We start from the raw sequence: 16094 nt of genomic DNA, 5'->3' as shown, positions 1-16094 counted from the left end.
GGCCGATAAAATAGGCTGATGGCGAAGAAGCTCCACTCCCGGCTGACGTTTCTCGTCGCCGGGACGTTCTTCATGGAGCTCCTCGACGGCACCGTCATCGCCACGGCACTCCCGCAGATGTCGCACAGCTTCCACGTAACCGCTGTGCACATGAACATCGGCATCACGGCCTACCTGCTCACCCTGGCCATCTTCATCCCCATCAGCGGCTGGTTCTCAGACCGCCTCGGACCACGCACCACCTTCGCCTCAGCCATCGGCATCTTCACCATCGCGTCGCTGCTCTGCGGCCTCTCGAATTCGCTGCCGATGTTCGTGATGATGCGCGTTCTCCAGGGCATCGGCGGCGCCATGATGGTCCCCGTCGGCCGCCTGGTCGTCCTCCGCGTCACGCCCAAGGAAGAGCTCACCAAGACGATGACCTACATGCAGTGGCCGGGCCTCATCGCTCTGGTGCTCGGCCCTCCCGTAGGCGGCTTCATCACCACCTTCACCAACTGGCGCTGGATTTTCTACCTCAACCTGCCGCTGGGCCTGCTCGCCCTCGTCCTGGCGCTCCTCTGGATCGACAACACCCGCGAGCACGGGGTCCGTCCCTTCGACTGGTACACCTTCCTGCTCGGCGGAGCTGCTTCCACCGGCCTCGTCTACGCCATGGAATCCCTCGGCGCCGGCAACGACTCCGCGCGGCTCGCCTACACAGTCCTCGCGCTCAGCCTGCTCTCGGGCGTCGCCGCCGTGCTCATCGCCCACCGCCGGCCGCAGGTCTCGCTCATCGACCTCGCCTCCATGAAGCGGCCCAGCTACGCCCAGGGTATCTATGGAGCCAGTGCCTATCGCTGTGCAGTCTCCGTGCTACCGTTCCTGTTGCCACTCATGTTCCAGCTCGCCTTCGGGCTCAGCGCCTTCCGGTCGGGAGGCTACTTGCTTGCCCTTTTTGCCGGCGATCTCAGCATGAAGTTCTTCGTTGTCCGCGTGCTCGAGCGCTGGGGCTTCCGCAGCACCATGATTGTCAACGGCCTGCTCGCCGCCGGAACCCTCGCCACCATCGCGCTGCTCACACCGACCACTCCCGTGCCCTTGCTCCTGGGCATGCTCTTCCTCCACGGCGGCTGCCGCTCGCTCGAGTTCACCTGCATCAACACGCTGGCCTACTCCGAGATCCCGTCCGCGCACATGAATCGCGCCAACAGCTTCCTCAGCACCATCCAGCAGCTGTCCACGGGTCTCGGCGTACCGCTCGGCGCCATCAGCGTCCGCCTCGTGGCCAGAGCCCACGGAGACTCCATCGCACAGCCCGCCCTGCGCGACTTCCACTGGGCCATCCTCGTCGCCGCCATCTTGTCGCTTGGCCCCGTGATCAATAGCCTTTTCCTCGCCCACGACGCCGGAGCCGCCGCCAGCGGCCACCGCCTCAACCTGGAACTCGACACCGAGACGGTCTAGACCCGCCTAACGAGCAAGGAAAACGGGAGCCCGAGGGCTCCCGCTGCTCTGAATCTCTTTCCCCTACCGGTCTCAGCGAGACCGCTACCAAGCGAAGCTCGCTACCCCGGCGAAGCCGGACGAACGCCCCGCGCTAAATCCCCTCCGGCACCACATCATGCACCGTCCAGAGCTTCTTGATCTCCATCATCCGTTTGCCGGTCGGCGTTACCACCGTGGCCTCGTCGCCGACTTCCTTACCCAGCAGCCCGCGGCCGATCGGCGAGTTCGTCGAGATCAGCCCCTTCGTCACGTCGGCTTCTTCGCTGGTCACCAGCTTGTAGGTCGTCTCGGCGTCCTTGGCTTCCTCGTACACCACCACGGTTGAGCCGAAGCCCACCTTGTTCCGCGGAATGTTCTCGAGGTTCACCATCGCCAGCTCGCCCATACGCTTCTTCAGCTGACCCAGGCGCGCGTTCACGAACTCCTGGCGCTGCTTCGCCGAGTGATACTCCGCATTTTCGCTGAGGTCACCCAGCGCCACGGCCCGCTTGATCTCCGCCGGCAGCTCCGTCGTCAGTTCGTACTCGAGCTGCTTGATCTGCTCTTCAAGCGCCTTCTTGATATTTTCTGGCATAGGGTATGGGTCACCGGTCCGCTCGCGCGCGATGTGGGCAAACGTGAGCTATTTCAATTGAACATTCATTATACGGACTCGGGTGGATCTGGTGGTCCGGGCAGCAGCACCACTTGCCCGCGCGATAGGAAGCTCTCCAGCAGGACCGCCGCCGCCACCTGGTCGATGAACTCGTCCCGCGACACCCGCGAGTTCCGCCCCTGCACCCTGCGCTCGAACTCGTTCAGCCGCTCGTGAGCCTCATGGGTGGTTAGCCGCTCATCCAGCAGATGCACGGCAATCCCCGAATTCCCGAGAGCCTCCCGCAGCGCCTTCGCAAAGCGCTCCGCCTTCGCCGCCTGTGGACCGACGGACCCATCCATGTTCAGCGGATGCCCCACCACCACCTGCTCCACCTTGTGCTGCCGCACAAACCGCAGAATCGCCTTCAGGTCCGCTCGCTCATTCGTCCGCGTCAGGGTAAACAGCGGCAGAGCTCCCAGGCCCACCTCGCTGCTGATCGCAATCCCAATCCGCCGCTGCCCCGGATCGATCGCCAACGTTCTTGGCTCACTACTGCGCGGTGCGAGGGTGTTTGGCTCTGCCATCTCCCCAGTGTAGGCCGCGCTGCATCGCCCGTGGAGTCAGGTGCGGCGGGCTCCAGTCCTGAGGATCGTGCCTCCGAAAACCCTCTCGCCATCCGCCCTGTTCTGAGGCATACTGATTTCGCTTCCCTGCAGAACTGCTCGCCCCACCTGTCGTTGCTGCAGGAGTGTCGCCTATCGCGATCTCCACGCCCGAGGAATCCCATGAGCGCATCCGTCGTCTCCTCCGTGCCAGTTGTCCGTCAGCCGAACCGGCCCAATCCCGCCCTCGAACGCGCCTTCTTCCTCTTGATGACCGCGCTCATGCTGGCCACCGTGCTGTGGGGCTTCGCGCGCACCTACTTTCTGGCCGGGATGGTCGCCGCACCGCTACCCAACAGACTCATCCATATCCACGGCGCGGTCTTTTCGCTTTGGATAATCTTCTTCCTCGCGCAGACCGTGCTCGTCGCCGCGGGCAACGTGCGGCTGCATCGCATTCTGGGTCCCTATGGCTTTGCTCTCGCCGCGTTCATGGTCGTCCTCGGTTGGCTGGCGGGGTTGAGCCAGCTTCACCGTCACATCGGCCCCCTCGGACTGCCGCCCGAGACGTTCTTCATCATCCCCGTTACGGACATGCTGCTCTTCGGCGGCTTCGTCTATGCCTCCTGGCGGAGCCGCCGTCAACCCGCCGCACATAAACGCCTCATCCTGCTCGCCACCATATGCCTGATGGGCGCGGCCGTCAGCCGCTGGCCCGTCGCCGTCATCCAGGCCCATCCACCGCTGCTCACCGTCGTTGAGCTGAGTTTTGTCCTGCTGCTCGTCGGCTACGATCTCATCTCGCTCCGCCGCGTGCATCGCACCACGGCCCTCGGTCTCCTCGTTCTGGCCTTGGCTCTCTTTGTTCGCATTCCCCTCGGAATGACTCCTCCTTGGATCGCCTTCGCTCACGCCGTGGCTCGGCTCTGAGCCCGTCCCTCGCGCCAGGACAAGACCCGCTAGCCTCGCTCTCTCTCAGCGGCTCGCCACCGGCCCGCAGGGAAACTAGGCGTGGCGGCGCTCACCCAACAACGTTCGAATCGTCTCAGCGGAAGTTCCAGAATCATGCACGGCCACTCCTCTTCCAAGGACCCGCATGAGACTCCTTCTCTCCCTCGTCGCAACGCAGGTCGCTTTTCTTGCGCTTGCCGGAACCTCCTTACCCGCGCAGGAGCTCGCCATGGCTCCTCCCGGCTCCCCTCACCTCAGCTTCGACGTCGTGTCCATCCGTCCGTCCGGACCGCCCCAGCCTCGACAACCGTGCTTCGTCAAAGGCACCCCCGGTGGCTTCGGGTACCAGGCGCGCTGCATCAACCTGAAGACCATGATCGCGCTCATGTACAAGATCCCAGAGCGTCAGATCACAGGGGCTCCTGCGTGGGTCAGCGACGAGCGCTTCGACATCGACGCCAAAGCCGACAAGGCCTACTCCCTCGACGACCTGCACGCGATGTTCCAGGACCTTCTCGCCGACCGCTTCGGTCTCAAGTTTCACACCGAGAAGAAGGAAGGCAACATTTATGCGCTGACCATCGATAGCTCTGGCCTCAAGATGAAGCCGAACCTAAGCTCGGAGAACTTTCAGATCCCCCTTCAGGGCAATATCGACGGCTTCACCGGCACCCGCGTTCCGATGAACTATCTTTGCTGGCAGCTCGGCCAGTTCCTGCAGAACGACGAGCGTCCGGTCGTGAACATGACCGGGCTCACCGGAAACTACGATTTCAAGCTCGTCTTCCTTCCGGATCTTCCTCCCGGCGTCGACAAGGATTCCTTGCCACCGGGTTTCCTCGAGCGTCCAACTCTCTTCACCGCGCTCCGCGAGCAGCTGGGACTCAAGCTCACCCCACAGAAGGGGCCAGTCACTTACATGGTCGTCGACCACGTGGAAAAAGCTTCGGATAACTAGAGAACATCGCACAAAGCAAAACGCCCGCTCTCTCGAGCGGGCGTTTTGCTTCTAATCCTTTGCCTTTGCGCGAAGCGCGTGCTGCTGCATGCAATGCTCAGATCCGCATAGGCATCAGGATGTAGCGGTACTTCACATCCTCATTGCCATCTTCCGGCCGCATCTGGCCCGCCGATTGCGCATCCTTGAACTCCAGTCGCACCTCGCCCGTCACTCCGGTCGCCTTCAGGAAGTCCACCAGGTAGCTCGAGTTGAAGCCCACCACCAGCGGGTCGTAGTTGTAGGGCGTCTCGATGATGTCCTCGGACTCGCCCGAGTCGGTCGACTGCGCGCTCAGCTTCAGCTCGTTTTGCTCCAGCCGCATCTTGATCGCACCCGAGCGCTCGTCCGCGAACTGCGCCACGCGCTGGATGGAACCCATCAGATCTTCGCTGCGCACGATGACGAACTTGGTGTTGTCGCGCGGGAGAACAGCCTCGTAGTTCGGGAACTGCCCCGTAAGCTTGCGGCTCGTCAGCACACGTCCCCCTACGCGGAAGAACAGAGTCTGTTCGTCATCCGCAAAGTCGATAAACTCCGCATCGGTGTTCGAGAGCAGGCTCTGCAACTCCGCCAGCGCCTTGCGCGGGATCAGCGTGCGCTTCTCGCCGCTCACGCCCTCGAGCGTCTCTCCATGCTTCTCGATGTGCGCCAGTCGATGACCATCGGTGGCCACCATCGCCATCGACTCGGCCTTCAGCACCAGCAGCGCGCCATTCAGCGTGTAGCGCGACTCCTCGCTCGAGATCGCGAAGATTGTCTTCGAGATCATATTGCGCAGCGCCGGCGCGGAGATCTTGAACAGGCCGCCGGCTGGGATCTCCGGCACCTGCGGGAAGTTCGCGCGCGCCATGCCCACCATCTTCGTGTTCGAGCGGCCCGCGCGGATCTGCACCCAGTGGTTATCCATCAGCTTGATGCTGATCTCACCCTCGGGCAGCAGCTTGATGTAGTCATACAGCTTGCGCGCAGGGATCGTGCACGCTCCGGCCTTCTTGACCTTCGCCGGGCAGCTGGTGCGCAGCGATTGGTCGAGGTCCGTCGCGGTGATCTTCAACGTCTCGCCGTCGGCTTCAAACAGAAAGTTCGACAGGATCGGGATCGTAGTCTTACGCTCCACGACCGACTGTGCGGCGGTGAGCTCGCGCAACAGCTCCGCGCGAGATACCGTGATCTCCAAATTGCCGGTCGGGACTGGTTCAGGAACGAGTGAGCTGGACACGGAATCGATTCTCCCATCTTCGGGCGGTGCAATGGTAGCGGACACGGCGGCTCCCCTCTCGTCTGCGGCGGCAAACCCTCAGGCACACCGCTCGCGCTCTGCAGAATTGCATCCGCGCGCAGGCCAGAGTTGTGTTGATTCTAGGCAAAGAAAAGGCGCAGCGCGAGTGGGGAGCACCTGTGAATATTCGGGCTTATCTCTGACCATCGTGCCCGATACCGCATGAACACCGATTCCGAAGGCTCTCAAGGCTTGTGAGTATGGCGTCCCGCCGCCGCATCGAGCTCCATACGCGGCAGGATCTTGTAGGGGTCGACTGACACGGCGCTGCTGCGAAGAGGTACGTCTAAAACCTAATGAGAAGAAGAGTAGGAAAGAGTAGTAACAGTCGTTCGCCGTGGAAGAGTGGATAAGCCGCTCCCATACAGGAACTACGCACTCTCGCGTTTGCCCCCGCTTTAGAAAACTCCTCCGCGAAAACACGAACAGCTCGGGTAGCAGGACACACCTCGACGGAATCGCCCCAACTTTTCCCGGTCTTGCACATCCCGCTGAGGACAAGGCCCCCAACCCCATGCACCCTTGTGTGCGGATCGTGTCCCAGCGCCGTATTTAGCGGGCCGTCACACGCCCAGGGTTTTCGACAGCCTTCCCTTGCCCCGCTGGAAAACCCGTCCCGAGTCATTTCGAGCGGCTCATCGGCTAGCTCAAATCCCCGCAAAAAGCTCAAGGCCCACATCTCATGCGAGGTGTGGGCCTTGTCTTCGCTTTCCTGAACTCTAGTATCTTCCCCGGCCGCCACCACTACCACCGCGGCCGCCCCGCTGTGGGCCACCACGGCCTCCACCGCGGTTGAAGCCGCCTCCACGCCGTTCGCCGAAGCTCGGACGCTCCTGGGGGATCTTGTAGCCCTCGGGATACAGCACCACCGCGCGGTCCGGACCTTCGCCCGCGCTCGCCGTCTGCAGGCCGCTCTCTTTCAGGAACAGGTGCAGGATGCGCCGCTCGCGGCTGTTCATCGCCGGGAAGCGGAATGGCTTGTCGTTGTCGTCCACATAGTCAATCGCGCGATCCGCCGCATCACGCAGGCCCTTCGCCCGCCGGGCCTTGTAACCGTTGGTGTCGAAGGACACACGATCATGGTCCTCAGGCTCCAGCCGCAGGATCTTTGCCGCGACGTGCTCGAGCGACCGCAACAGCTCGCCGTCGTTCTCCAGCAGTAGCTCCGCGTCGGGGCCCTTGCACTCCACGTACAGGTCGCGCCGCTCGATTCCATCCGGGTCGGCAGCGCCTGCGCCCGCGGTGATGCGGTACTTCAACCGCAGGCCACCCACCGTCGTCAGCGTTCGCATAAACGAGGCGACCTGCTCTGCCGCCTGCGCGAGATCTTCCATCGTTCCAACTCCCGTTCAGCCCACCGCAGCGGGCCAGCCCCGTTTTCATGGGATTAGCGATTGTCGAGAACCGAGGGCCGACGCGGTCTCTACTTTAAAAGCGTCTCTTCTAGTGCGTCAAACACTGCAGGAACATACCAGACAACGTTCTCACATAGCCTCCGATACAACGCGGTGACTGGCGTCATATATCAATCGTGCCATCCAGAGAGGAATCACCCCAGTAAACCGGGATGCGCCCCTCAGCGCTTCCCTTGAATCGTCTTCGGCCCCACGGATTTCCGTGCCGCTCGATCCGCCGCCAGCTTCTTCATCTCCTTGCCGATGGAGGAGTAATTGATCCCCACCTGCATCAGGATCATCACGAGGTTCCCCGTGTTCCAGTACAGCGCCAGGCCCGACGCATAGTTCCACGTCATCCAGCCCGAGAACGCCGGCATCATGAACGCCATCATCCTCTGCTGCTGGGGGTCTACGCCAGGCGACGGCGTATAGAACTGCACCAGGAACGACGTCAGCACCATGAAGATCGGAAGGATGTGATACGGATCCGCTGCCGAGAGATCATGCAGCCAGAACCAATGCGCCTGCCGCAGTTCCACCACGCGCGTCATCATCGTGAAGAACGCGAACAGCAGCGGCAGCTGGATCAGCGAAGGGACGCATCCACCGAACATGCTCACGCCCTGCGACTTCTGGTAATCCATGATCTCGGCGTTCATCTCCGCAGCCTTCGGATCGGTTGGCCCCGGGTTCTTGTACTTCGCCTTGATCTTGTCCAGCTCCGGCTGAATGCGCTGCATCTTCAGCGCCGACCGCATGCTTTGAACACGCAGCGGCAGCAGCACGATGTTGATGAACAGGGTGAACAGGATGATCGCCCATCCCCAATTCGAAACCACGTGCTCCTGGACGAAGTGCAGCGCCACAAAGAGGTACTTGCCGATCGGCCCGAAGAACCCGAAGTCCAGCACCGACTTCAGCGTCGTGCCTCCGGCCGTCTTCACGCTGTCCAGCACTGTCATCGCCTTGGGCCCAACGAAGACCCGCACCTGGTTGTGGCCGGAGAGATCGCCCACAGCCGCGCCCAGCATGGGCAGCTCCATCGGCTTGTCGTTGGTCACGAATTTACGCAGCCGCGAGCCCTTGTCGAACTTGGAGACGTCGACCATCTCGTGGAAGGTCGCGATGGTCGCGTCTGCCGGCTGATCCGGCATAAAGATGGCCGCGAAGTACTGATCGCTGGTGCCCGCGTAATCGAACGGTCCGTTGATTGTCGCCCCGCCGATGACCTTCTTGAAGGCCACGTGGTCGTCGTTGCGTCCATTGGCCGTGTCGATCTGGGAGCTCGCGTACGAGGCTGAGCCTTCCATATCGCCAAGGCCCGCGGGCCAAGCCAGCAGCGCACGCACCGGAGCACCGTTGCGCGTCAATTCCGTGTCCGCATGGATCACATAGTCGGACCCGAAAGAGAAGGTCTTCTTCACCGTGACGTTGCCCGCCGAGTACGCGAAGCTCAACGTCGCCGGGGCTTCCAACGTACCCGTGGCCGAAGGTACATACAGCGCCTGGGCCAAACTCTGCGTCAGCGCAGTGTCGTACGTGTACAGCGACATCGGGTAGCCGTAGAGCTTGGCCGCCTGGTCATGCACCAGGTCCAGCGGCTGTCCCTCCGCGTCCTTGTACTTCTTCAGAATCCACGACGTCACCTGAGCGCCGCGATTGCTGAAGGTGATCTTGTACAGCTCGTTCTCGACGGTCGTCGAGCTCTCGCCGGCGGCTTTCACCTCGGGCGTCGTGGTCGGGCCCGTGATCGCCTGGCTGGCTGCTGCAGCGCTGCTTGGCGGCGGTGCGCTCTGGGTCGCTTGCGGCTTCTCCGCCGGCTGCGGGTTGTGCTTTAGCTGCCACCACTGATAGCCGAAGATGGCGGCGAACATGACCAGGATCATGACCGTGAACAGGCGGCTGTCCTGGCCACCACCGGTCTGGTTTGGATTCGTGTACTCGGGCAAAGGGGTTCCTGTCTCGCTTCAGCCGCGCCCAAAGGCGCAGGCGCACTTCCTCCCATTGTATGAGAGCGGCCCGTTCGCAGAATGTTACGGAACGGGGTCAAACCCGCCGGTGGCCCAAGGATGACAACGGGCTACCCTGCGAAGCGCCAGCCAGCCGCCGCGAATCCAGCCGTGTTTCACCACCGCTGCATAGGCATATTCACTGCAGGTGGGCAGGTACTTGCATTGCGAGATCCCGCCTGCGTGCAGTGCCGGAGAGATCAGCTTCTTATAGAGAAAAAAGAAGATATGAGCAGAACGTGCGCGCAGGCTCGTATCTTTCGTGGCGTCCGCAGAGGCTTCGGGATTCGATTCCCTCTTCAAGGAGTTGTCCTCCTGACCCTGAGCAAAGACGAAGCCGAAGCGCCTGCTTTATCCGTAGCCGGCCTGTCTCTTTTCTTGCCGTTCGTCGGTGCGCGGGATCGTCTTCTCACGACGCGGTAGCTTGCTTCGCCATGCGCTCACAAGCCGCCTGCACCGACCGGAAGATCGTAGCCACCTCGCGCTCCAGGCCCGCAAACTCAGCCGTCAGCACACTGCGCCGCGGATGCAGCACCACGTCGACATCCGCCTTGAGCAGCGGTAGCGCCGCGTGCACACACTCGCGCAACCTGCGCTTGATGCGGTTGCGATCCACGGCCTTGCCCAGCGCCTTTGGCACCGTCAGGCCCACCCGTGGGCCGCCAGGAACTTCGCGGCCCGGCAACGCAGCTCCGCGCAGCACGTGGAAGTACGCGATCTGCTTGCCGAACTGCTTCCGCGCAGTCTTGTAGACCCGCTGGTAATCGGCGTGCTGGCGAAGGCGATGATCCATGCGGGAGATACGAGCTGCAGCGCTGCCAGGTGCGATCACCGGCAGACCTTGCCGCCGCCGCCGCCCGTCTTCGCTGCCCGGAAGGTTCGTCTCTCGCATCTCGTCTCTCGCACCTTGTTGTAACGCCAACACGAAACGGCGCTCAGGACCGGAGTCCATGAGCGCGCGTTGGGAAAACCAGTAGGAGTTAGCCGCGAACTAGTCGCGGAAACCGGCCGAGACGGCAATCTTGTGACGGCCCTTGGCGCGGCGGCGGCTCAGGACCTTGGCTCCGCCCTTGGTGGCCATGCGGCTCAGAAAGCCATGAACCTTGCTACGGCGGCGGCGGTTGGGTTGGAAGGTGCGCTTCGGCATTGTCGGAATCCTCTTGCGTGCATCGTCCGCCAGTGTCTCGCCGTGCAGCACTGTCTCTCAGCAAAAGAGAGAGCAGCCCCCGGAAGCAGATAGCGGATCGGAAAATCTAAAATTCTAAAGATGAGTGGTGCGCTCTACCTGCACCGGTCGCCAGCGTACGCCACAAAAAATGGCCCCGAGGCAACTTTCCAAGTATAGCCGAGTTGAGGAAAACAGGCAACGCAAGAGGGGGTGTTCGCAGTCACATCGAATGTTCCAGGCCCATGAAACAAAGACCCTAGGATTCCCCCCAGTACGGGTGGGGAGTTCTTCACTATGTTTGGTGCAACCGCCCATATTTCTTCGAGCAACGTGACTTTTGTATTGCCATGGCCTCCCCCTCAGCGTGCTACTATCGAGTCCGTTCCGTGATCGCTGTGGCGATCACGCTCGAGTTGCACAGGGCTTATCAGGCTTGTTCCACTCTCCCTCGACGCCATCGCGCCACGGGGGACTCCAGAACCAACCCCAGCGACGAATGTTGCAGCGCAGCGGTGTTGACCCCTGCGCCGGGGAAGTTCTTTTCTCATTTCGCCCGTGTCGATCGAACGCTGCCTGTCAGCACAGCTCAGTAGAGACATAAGAAGGAAGATCGAACGAATGTCATTCGTCCCCATTCCGGCCGCCGTCCTCAATCAGTGGGTTCGCATCCTGGCCGCGCTAGAGAAGAAGATCAATCGCCAGAGTTTTGAGACCTGGCTGAAGCCCACTCGCTTCTCGCACGTCGCCGAACGCGTCCTGTACATCCGCGTCCCCTCGGCCGAGTTCCAGCACGTCGGCGATCGCTACGCCGATCTCATCATGGAGGCCATCGACAACCTTGGCCTCGAGATCGACCGCGTCCAGTTCGAAGTGCCCCCACCCGACCCCAACGCCAATCGCGTGCGTGAGGATGGCGGCTTCGCGCCTCAGCCCAGCCACTCGCTCAATGCCCCGCGCTCCAGCCGCATGAATAACGGCGCAGGCATCGGTCCCGAGCAGGCCCGCTTCGACTGGAACTCCGCCGCACTACTCAACCCGCGCTACCAGTTCGATAACTTCGTCACCGGCCCCGGCAATCAGTTCGCTTACGCCGCAGCGCAGGCTGTCGCAGAGCGCCCTGCCAAGGCCTACAACCCGCTCTTCGTCTACGGTGGCGTTGGCCTCGGCAAGACCCACCTGATGCACGCCATCGGCCACCAGGCGAAGCTGCGCTACCCCCAGTACTCCATCAGCTACATCTCCGGCGAGAAGTTCACCAACGAGATGATCAACATGGTGCGGTACGAGAAGATGTCCACCTTCCGCGACAAGTTCCGCACCGTGGACATCCTCCTCATCGACGACATCCAGTTCCTCGCCGGCAAGGAACGCACCCAGGAGGAGTTCTTCCATACCTTCAACGCGCTGCATGAGAGCAACAAGCAGATTGTCATCGCGTCGGATCGCCCTCCCAAGGAGCTGAACGACTTCGAAGAGCGTCTTCGCTCGCGCTTCGAGTGGGGCCTCGTCGTCGACGTACAGCCGCCCGATCTCGAGACCAAGGTCGCCATCCTGCAGCGCAAGGCCGAGGCCGAGCAGACCGTGCTGCCCACCGACGTCGCGCTGTTCATCGCCGGCAACGTGCGCACCAACGTCCGCGAGCTCGAAGGCGCGCTCACCCGGCTCATCGCCTGGTGCTCCATGCACGGCGTTGAGATCACGTTGCCCACCGCGCAGATGTGCCTCAAGCAGTTCATCGACACCCAGGTCCGCAAGATCACCATCGAAGCGATCCAGCGGGCTGTCGCGGAACAGTTCGGCATGCGCGTGGCGGAGCTGAAGCAGAAGAACAACTCTCGCCAGATCGTGGTGCCACGCCAGATCGCGATGTACCTCGCCAAGCAGATGACTGAAGCCTCGCTGCCTGAGATCGGACGTCAGTTCGGCGGCAAGCACCACACCACCGTCATGCACTCGATCGCCAAGATCGACGAGCAGAAGCGCCACGACAAGGACCTCGCCCGCACCCTGAGCAAGCTGCAGGAGATCCTGGGCTAACGCCACTCGCGCGTGCAGTAGATCACAGCAACGACAAAGGCCGCTCATCCCGAGCGGCCTTTGTTTGTCGGTGCTCTTCATCGGTCATCCTGAGGAGCGAAGCGACGAAGGCCCCCGCATTGGCCGTCATTCGTTACGCCGTGAGCACCACCTTGCCCAGTCCACCCTTCTCCGCCGCCGCCTGTGCCTCCGCAGCTTCGCTCATCGCCATCACGCGGTCGATCGGAAGCTCCAGCTTGCCATCGCGTACCGCCTCGCCATAATGCGTGAAGGCCTTGGGGTCCGGATGCTGTTGGAAGCTCTTCGCCGTGATCGTCGGATGCAGCTTTGCCTCCGCGGGAGCTCCGACAGCGCTCGCGAAGATGCCACCGGGTCTCACCTTGCTCAGCAGCTTCACGGCCAGCGGCCCTCCAACAAGATCGGCTACCGCGTCGACCGTCCCGAGCTTGGCGAGTTCCGCATCGTCTTCGCTGTTGATCGCCGCATCGGCGCCCAGCCTCAGCGCCTCATCGATATTCTTCGCACGCACGACTGCGATGACCTTCGCGCCAACTTCCTTGGCGGCATACAGCGCCACGCGTCCCACGCTGCCCGTCGCTCCCGTCAGCACGACCGTCTCGCCGGCCTTAGCCTCCGCACCCTCCAGCATGATCTGGCTGCCAGTGGTCGACGCCAGAGGGATAGCGCCCGCGGTCGTCATCTCCAGCGCGGACTTGCCGTCCGCCTCACCAGGCACCAGTGCGATCGCAGCAGCCTTGGCCACGGCAAGCTCCGCATAGGTCCGCGAGCTCAGCCCAAAGACGCGATCGCCCACCTTGAAACCGGTCACCTTCTCGCCCAGCGCCTGCACGGTGCCCGCAAAGTCATAGCCCAGGATCGTCGGCAGCTCCAGCGGCATCATCGCCTTCATCGCCCCGGAGCGGATCTTCCAGTCGATGGGATTCAGGCTAGCCGCGTGCACCCGGACCAATACCTCGCCCTCGCCGGGCTGCGGATCGGGAACGTCTTCCCACTTCAGGTTCTTTGCTGGACCGTACTCATGCAGCACTACTGCCTTCATCGCCGTCACCTCGTGTTGAGTCAGATGCCAGGGACGAGATGCGAGATGCGACTCCTTCGAGGCTTGCGGCGGCGTTTCATCCGGCCGCAACGTACTCCCGCCAGCCATCGCTCTCTGCCAGCTTCTTGATGAGGGCAAATCTTTCACGCACGAGCCTTTGAGCGTGCGGAGCCACGATCCACCTCCCCACCAATCTCCCAGCCCACCCAAACGGAAGCGAAAACTGCACGCGGTCGAACAGTAAGGTGTCCTCGCCGGCTTTCTGACGAAACCCATGCACATGCGAGAAACTCGCGAAGCGTCCACGCTCCTGCTCGTCGATAAAGTAAGCGCTCTTGAGCCTCACTGATGAAGCACCGGGTATACGGGAAGGCAGTTCGTCGTCGTGTGGTCGTTCAAAGTGCGTGATCAGCGTGTGATGCTCGGTAGGCAGACCGAACTTCCATCCCCGCCAAACCACGCGGCTGCCTGCGCTCACGTGGCCCATGGTCACGCCGTCGATCGGCCGCATCCCCAGCGTCTCGCGCACCAGCTCCACGCGCGTGGACAGCGCAAAACACCGCTCCAGCGGAGCCTTGACCGCAATCGATTCTGTGATCGTGAACGTCATCGCTTCCACTGTATGCTGGTCACGCTTCATTCGGGAGAGACTCATGCGTGTCATCAAGCACTTGCTCGCCGCCTTCACTCTCGCTGCAACTGCCTGCCTCGCGCACGCGCAGCAGCCCTTGCCCATCGCCGTCATCGGCCTGGAGCACGGCCACGCGTTGGGGCTCTTCAACACGCTGCGCCACACGCACAACGTCGAGGTCGTCGGCATCGTGGAGAAGGACGCCACGCTGCGCACGCAGTATGAGAAGCGCTTCAGCCTCGACACCGGCCTCTTCTACGACACCTCCGATGCCATGCTGGCAGCGCGCAGACCGAAGGCTGTCCTCGTCTACACCTCGCCCGAGAAGCATCGCGTCGTCGTCGAGTGGGCAGCAAAGCATGGCCTCGACGCCATGATGGAGAAGCCCTTCGCCACCACGCTCGCCGATGCCATCGCGATGCGCGACGCCGGCCGCAAGTACCACACGCGCGTGCTGGTCAACTACGAGACCAGCTGGTACGCCAGCAACACTCAGGTCCTCAAGGACGTAGCCGATGGCAAGCTTGGGCATATCTACAAGGTCGTCGTGCACGATGGTCACCAGGGCCCGAAAGAGATTGGCGTCGGCCCCGAGTTCCTCGCCTTCCTCGGCGATCCCACACGCGGCGGCGCTGGCGCGATGTTCGACTTCGGCTGCTACGGCGCCGACCTGATGACCGTGATGCGCCACGGTGAGCTGCCCGTCAGCGTCACCGCCGTCGCGCAGACCAACAAGCCTGGTACCTACCCGCACGTCGATGACGATGCGACCATCATCCTCCGCTATAAGGACGCACAGGCCGTGCTGATGCCCAGCTGGGACTGGAGCTTTGCCCGCAAGGACATGGAGGTCTACGGCGACAAAGGCATCGAAGTCGCCCTCGACCCCGACCACATGAGCACCCGCTTCGACGCACACCAGCCCGCAGCAACGGACGCCGCGCCCAAGCTACCGCTCGCCTATACCAACTCGCTCGAGTACCTCGCCGCCATCGAACGCGGAGAGATCAAGGGAGACGATGACCTCACGTCGGTCGACGTCAACCTCGCCACGATGCAGATCCTCGCCGCCGCCAGACGCAGCTCCCAGACCGGCCGCACCGTGACGGTGGTACCTGTGTCGAAGTAGTCCTCGGACGCTGGGAAGCTAGGGGCGCCGCGCCTTCACCAGCCCGCGCTTCGCGTAGGCCAGCAGTAGCTTGTCGCTAGTGACGAGCGTCATGCCGTACTCGCGTGCGGTGGCGACGAGGATCCGGTCTGCGGGATCTCCATGGAACTCACCCGGAATGCGCGTGGACTCGATAAGAATAGAAGTGGTGAGTTGCGCCTCCACCAGGCGGCCAGCCGCTGTATCGCTACGCCACAGGTCGTCGACGGAAAGGTCAAGGTGAAGCTGCCCTTTCGAGATAAGCAGACCAATCTCCCAGCAACTGAAGGGTGAAAGGTAGGCAGTCCCTGCTCTCTGCCACGCTTCGATCTCCTTGAAGAACCCGGCCGACACACGATTTGTGTCTGACGTGACAGACCAGAGCCAAACGTGCGTGTCGAGAAGGTAGGCGCTCACTTCTCTTCTTTCTTTTGCGAACGCTTGGCCTTCGGCTTTTCCCATGCCCACTCGGGCAACGTCCATTCCTGCGGAAGAGGGGACACGATGTCGCCAAGAATCTTGATGCCGGGATGCCTTCCGACGATGGATTCGAACTTCGGCTGGTCGTGGGCCGGAGGCACAACCTGGCTCACCGGCTTGCCCCGCTTCGTGATGATCAGCGTCAACTTCTTCTCGTTGACCTCATCCATCAGTTGCAGACACTTCGCCTTGAATTCCCCGGCGGGAATCGTGCGGACCTTGCTGTCGTCCTTCGGCTGCGGCTTGGAGTGCGCGCTCATGACCATAG

Annotated in this window: 17 protein-coding genes; 5 read left to right on the top strand and 12 right to left on the bottom strand. The window is 62.4% G+C overall.

The features are described 5' to 3' along the window. Positions 1-18: 18 nt before the first annotated feature. The gene (locus tag AC5E6W_RS15325; protein WP_491753186.1) at positions 19-1446 is read left to right on the top strand and encodes an MFS transporter; all 1428 of its coding nucleotides are present in this window, start codon (positions 19-21) and stop codon (positions 1444-1446) included. A 133-nt stretch (positions 1447-1579) separates the two neighbouring features. Here the strand turns inward: AC5E6W_RS15325 and AC5E6W_RS15320 are convergent, their stop codons facing one another. Together AC5E6W_RS15320 and ruvX are read right to left on the bottom strand one after the other, a co-directional pair. Continuing rightward, a complete protein-coding gene (locus AC5E6W_RS15320; RefSeq protein ID WP_491753185.1) occupies positions 1580-2062 on the bottom strand; it encodes a GreA/GreB family elongation factor in 483 nt (160 codons plus the stop codon). 68 nt (positions 2063-2130) lie between these two features. Continuing rightward, on the bottom strand, positions 2131-2601 hold the full coding sequence (gene ruvX / locus AC5E6W_RS15315) for a Holliday junction resolvase RuvX (RefSeq protein ID WP_491753184.1): 471 nt from the start codon (positions 2599-2601) through the stop codon (positions 2131-2133). A gap of 249 nt (positions 2602-2850) precedes the next feature. On the opposite strand from ruvX, the gene AC5E6W_RS15310 reads away from it, so the two are divergent. Then, positions 2851-3597, top strand: coding sequence for a hypothetical protein (locus tag AC5E6W_RS15310; RefSeq protein ID WP_491753183.1), 747 nt, complete (start codon positions 2851-2853; stop codon positions 3595-3597). A gap of 166 nt (positions 3598-3763) precedes the next feature. Then, complete coding sequence (locus AC5E6W_RS15305) at positions 3764-4576, top strand: TIGR03435 family protein (RefSeq protein ID WP_491753182.1); 813 nt, start codon at positions 3764-3766, stop codon at positions 4574-4576. Between the two features lie 97 nt (positions 4577-4673). Here AC5E6W_RS15305 and dnaN read toward each other — a convergent pair whose 3' ends face one another. From dnaN to rpmH, 6 genes are all read right to left on the bottom strand, one after another. Further along, positions 4674-5837 carry a DNA polymerase III subunit beta gene (gene dnaN / locus AC5E6W_RS15300; RefSeq protein ID WP_491753181.1) on the bottom strand — a complete coding sequence of 388 codons (1164 nt, stop codon included), beginning with the start codon at positions 5835-5837 and terminating at the stop codon, positions 4674-4676. Positions 5838-6616: 779 nt separating this feature from the next. Beyond that, positions 6617-7231, bottom strand: coding sequence for a Jag family protein (locus tag AC5E6W_RS15295; RefSeq protein WP_491753180.1), 615 nt, complete (start codon positions 7229-7231; stop codon positions 6617-6619). Positions 7232-7473: 242 nt separating this feature from the next. Then, the gene (gene yidC, locus AC5E6W_RS15290) at positions 7474-9243 is read right to left on the bottom strand and encodes a membrane protein insertase YidC (RefSeq protein WP_491753179.1); all 1770 of its coding nucleotides are present in this window, start codon (positions 9241-9243) and stop codon (positions 7474-7476) included. Between the two features lie 84 nt (positions 9244-9327). Next, the gene (gene yidD, locus AC5E6W_RS15285; RefSeq protein ID WP_491753178.1) at positions 9328-9606 is read right to left on the bottom strand and encodes a membrane protein insertion efficiency factor YidD; all 279 of its coding nucleotides are present in this window, start codon (positions 9604-9606) and stop codon (positions 9328-9330) included. Between the two features lie 106 nt (positions 9607-9712). Next, positions 9713-10195: a ribonuclease P protein component gene (rnpA, locus tag AC5E6W_RS15280; protein WP_491753177.1), complete on the bottom strand. Its 483-nt coding sequence runs from the start codon at positions 10193-10195 to the stop codon at positions 9713-9715. A gap of 99 nt (positions 10196-10294) precedes the next feature. After that, entirely contained in the window at positions 10295-10450 is a 156-nt protein-coding gene (gene rpmH / locus AC5E6W_RS15275; RefSeq protein WP_491753176.1) for a 50S ribosomal protein L34, read from the bottom strand. Positions 10451-11089: 639 nt separating this feature from the next. Between rpmH and dnaA the strand changes: the two genes are divergently transcribed. Further along, entirely contained in the window at positions 11090-12508 is a 1419-nt protein-coding gene (gene dnaA, locus AC5E6W_RS15270) for a chromosomal replication initiator protein DnaA (protein WP_491753175.1), read from the top strand. Positions 12509-12641: 133 nt separating this feature from the next. Here the strand turns inward: dnaA and AC5E6W_RS15265 are convergent, their stop codons facing one another. Both AC5E6W_RS15265 and AC5E6W_RS15260 read right to left on the bottom strand, forming a co-directional pair. Further along, positions 12642-13568: an NADP-dependent oxidoreductase gene (locus AC5E6W_RS15265; protein ID WP_491753174.1), complete on the bottom strand. Its 927-nt coding sequence runs from the start codon at positions 13566-13568 to the stop codon at positions 12642-12644. A 76-nt stretch (positions 13569-13644) separates the two neighbouring features. Further along, entirely contained in the window at positions 13645-14223 is a 579-nt protein-coding gene (locus tag AC5E6W_RS15260; protein WP_491753173.1) for an SRPBCC family protein, read from the bottom strand. On the opposite strand from AC5E6W_RS15260, the gene AC5E6W_RS15255 reads away from it, so the two are divergent. Continuing rightward, positions 14222-15328, top strand: coding sequence for a Gfo/Idh/MocA family protein (locus AC5E6W_RS15255; RefSeq protein WP_491753172.1), 1107 nt, complete (start codon positions 14222-14224; stop codon positions 15326-15328). The two genes, AC5E6W_RS15260 and AC5E6W_RS15255, sit on opposite strands and share 2 nt — an antisense overlap. An 18-nt stretch (positions 15329-15346) precedes the next feature. Here AC5E6W_RS15255 and AC5E6W_RS15250 read toward each other — a convergent pair whose 3' ends face one another. Then, entirely contained in the window at positions 15347-15763 is a 417-nt protein-coding gene (locus AC5E6W_RS15250; RefSeq protein WP_491753171.1) for a type II toxin-antitoxin system VapC family toxin, read from the bottom strand. Beyond that, the gene (locus tag AC5E6W_RS15245; RefSeq protein WP_491753170.1) at positions 15760-16086 is read right to left on the bottom strand and encodes a type II toxin-antitoxin system Phd/YefM family antitoxin; all 327 of its coding nucleotides are present in this window, start codon (positions 16084-16086) and stop codon (positions 15760-15762) included. Before AC5E6W_RS15245 ends, AC5E6W_RS15250 begins: the two co-directional genes overlap by 4 nt. Positions 16087-16094: the final 8 nt, after the last annotated feature.

The sequence above is a fragment of the Bryocella sp. genome (genome assembly GCF_058498515.1).
This window is presented reverse-complemented; position numbering and strand designations above follow the sequence as displayed.

Bases quoted from the DNA above. Each gene is read 5' to 3' on its own strand.
- AC5E6W_RS15325 (WP_491753186.1), top strand. From the start codon at position 19: ATGGCGAAGAAGCTCCACTCCCGGCTGACGTTTCTCGTCGCCGGGACG.
- AC5E6W_RS15320 (WP_491753185.1), bottom strand. From the start codon at position 2,062: ATGCCAGAAAATATCAAGAAGGCGCTTGAAGAGCAGATCAAGCAGCTC.
- AC5E6W_RS15310 (WP_491753183.1), top strand. From the start codon at position 2,851: ATGAGCGCATCCGTCGTCTCCTCCGTGCCAGTTGTCCGTCAGCCGAAC.
- AC5E6W_RS15305 (WP_491753182.1), top strand. From the start codon at position 3,764: ATGAGACTCCTTCTCTCCCTCGTCGCAACGCAGGTCGCTTTTCTTGCG.
- AC5E6W_RS15295 (WP_491753180.1), bottom strand. From the start codon at position 7,231: ATGGAAGATCTCGCGCAGGCGGCAGAGCAGGTCGCCTCGTTTATGCGA.
- rnpA (WP_491753177.1), bottom strand. From the start codon at position 10,195: ATGCGAGAGACGAACCTTCCGGGCAGCGAAGACGGGCGGCGGCGGCGG.
- rpmH (WP_491753176.1), bottom strand. From the start codon at position 10,450: ATGCCGAAGCGCACCTTCCAACCCAACCGCCGCCGCCGTAGCAAGGTT.
- dnaA (WP_491753175.1), top strand. From the start codon at position 11,090: ATGTCATTCGTCCCCATTCCGGCCGCCGTCCTCAATCAGTGGGTTCGC.
- AC5E6W_RS15265 (WP_491753174.1), bottom strand. From the start codon at position 13,568: ATGAAGGCAGTAGTGCTGCATGAGTACGGTCCAGCAAAGAACCTGAAG.
- AC5E6W_RS15255 (WP_491753172.1), top strand. From the start codon at position 14,222: ATGCGTGTCATCAAGCACTTGCTCGCCGCCTTCACTCTCGCTGCAACT.
- AC5E6W_RS15260 (WP_491753173.1), bottom strand. From the start codon at position 14,223: ATGAGTCTCTCCCGAATGAAGCGTGACCAGCATACAGTGGAAGCGATG.
- AC5E6W_RS15245 (WP_491753170.1), bottom strand. From the start codon at position 16,086: ATGAGCGCGCACTCCAAGCCGCAGCCGAAGGACGACAGCAAGGTCCGC.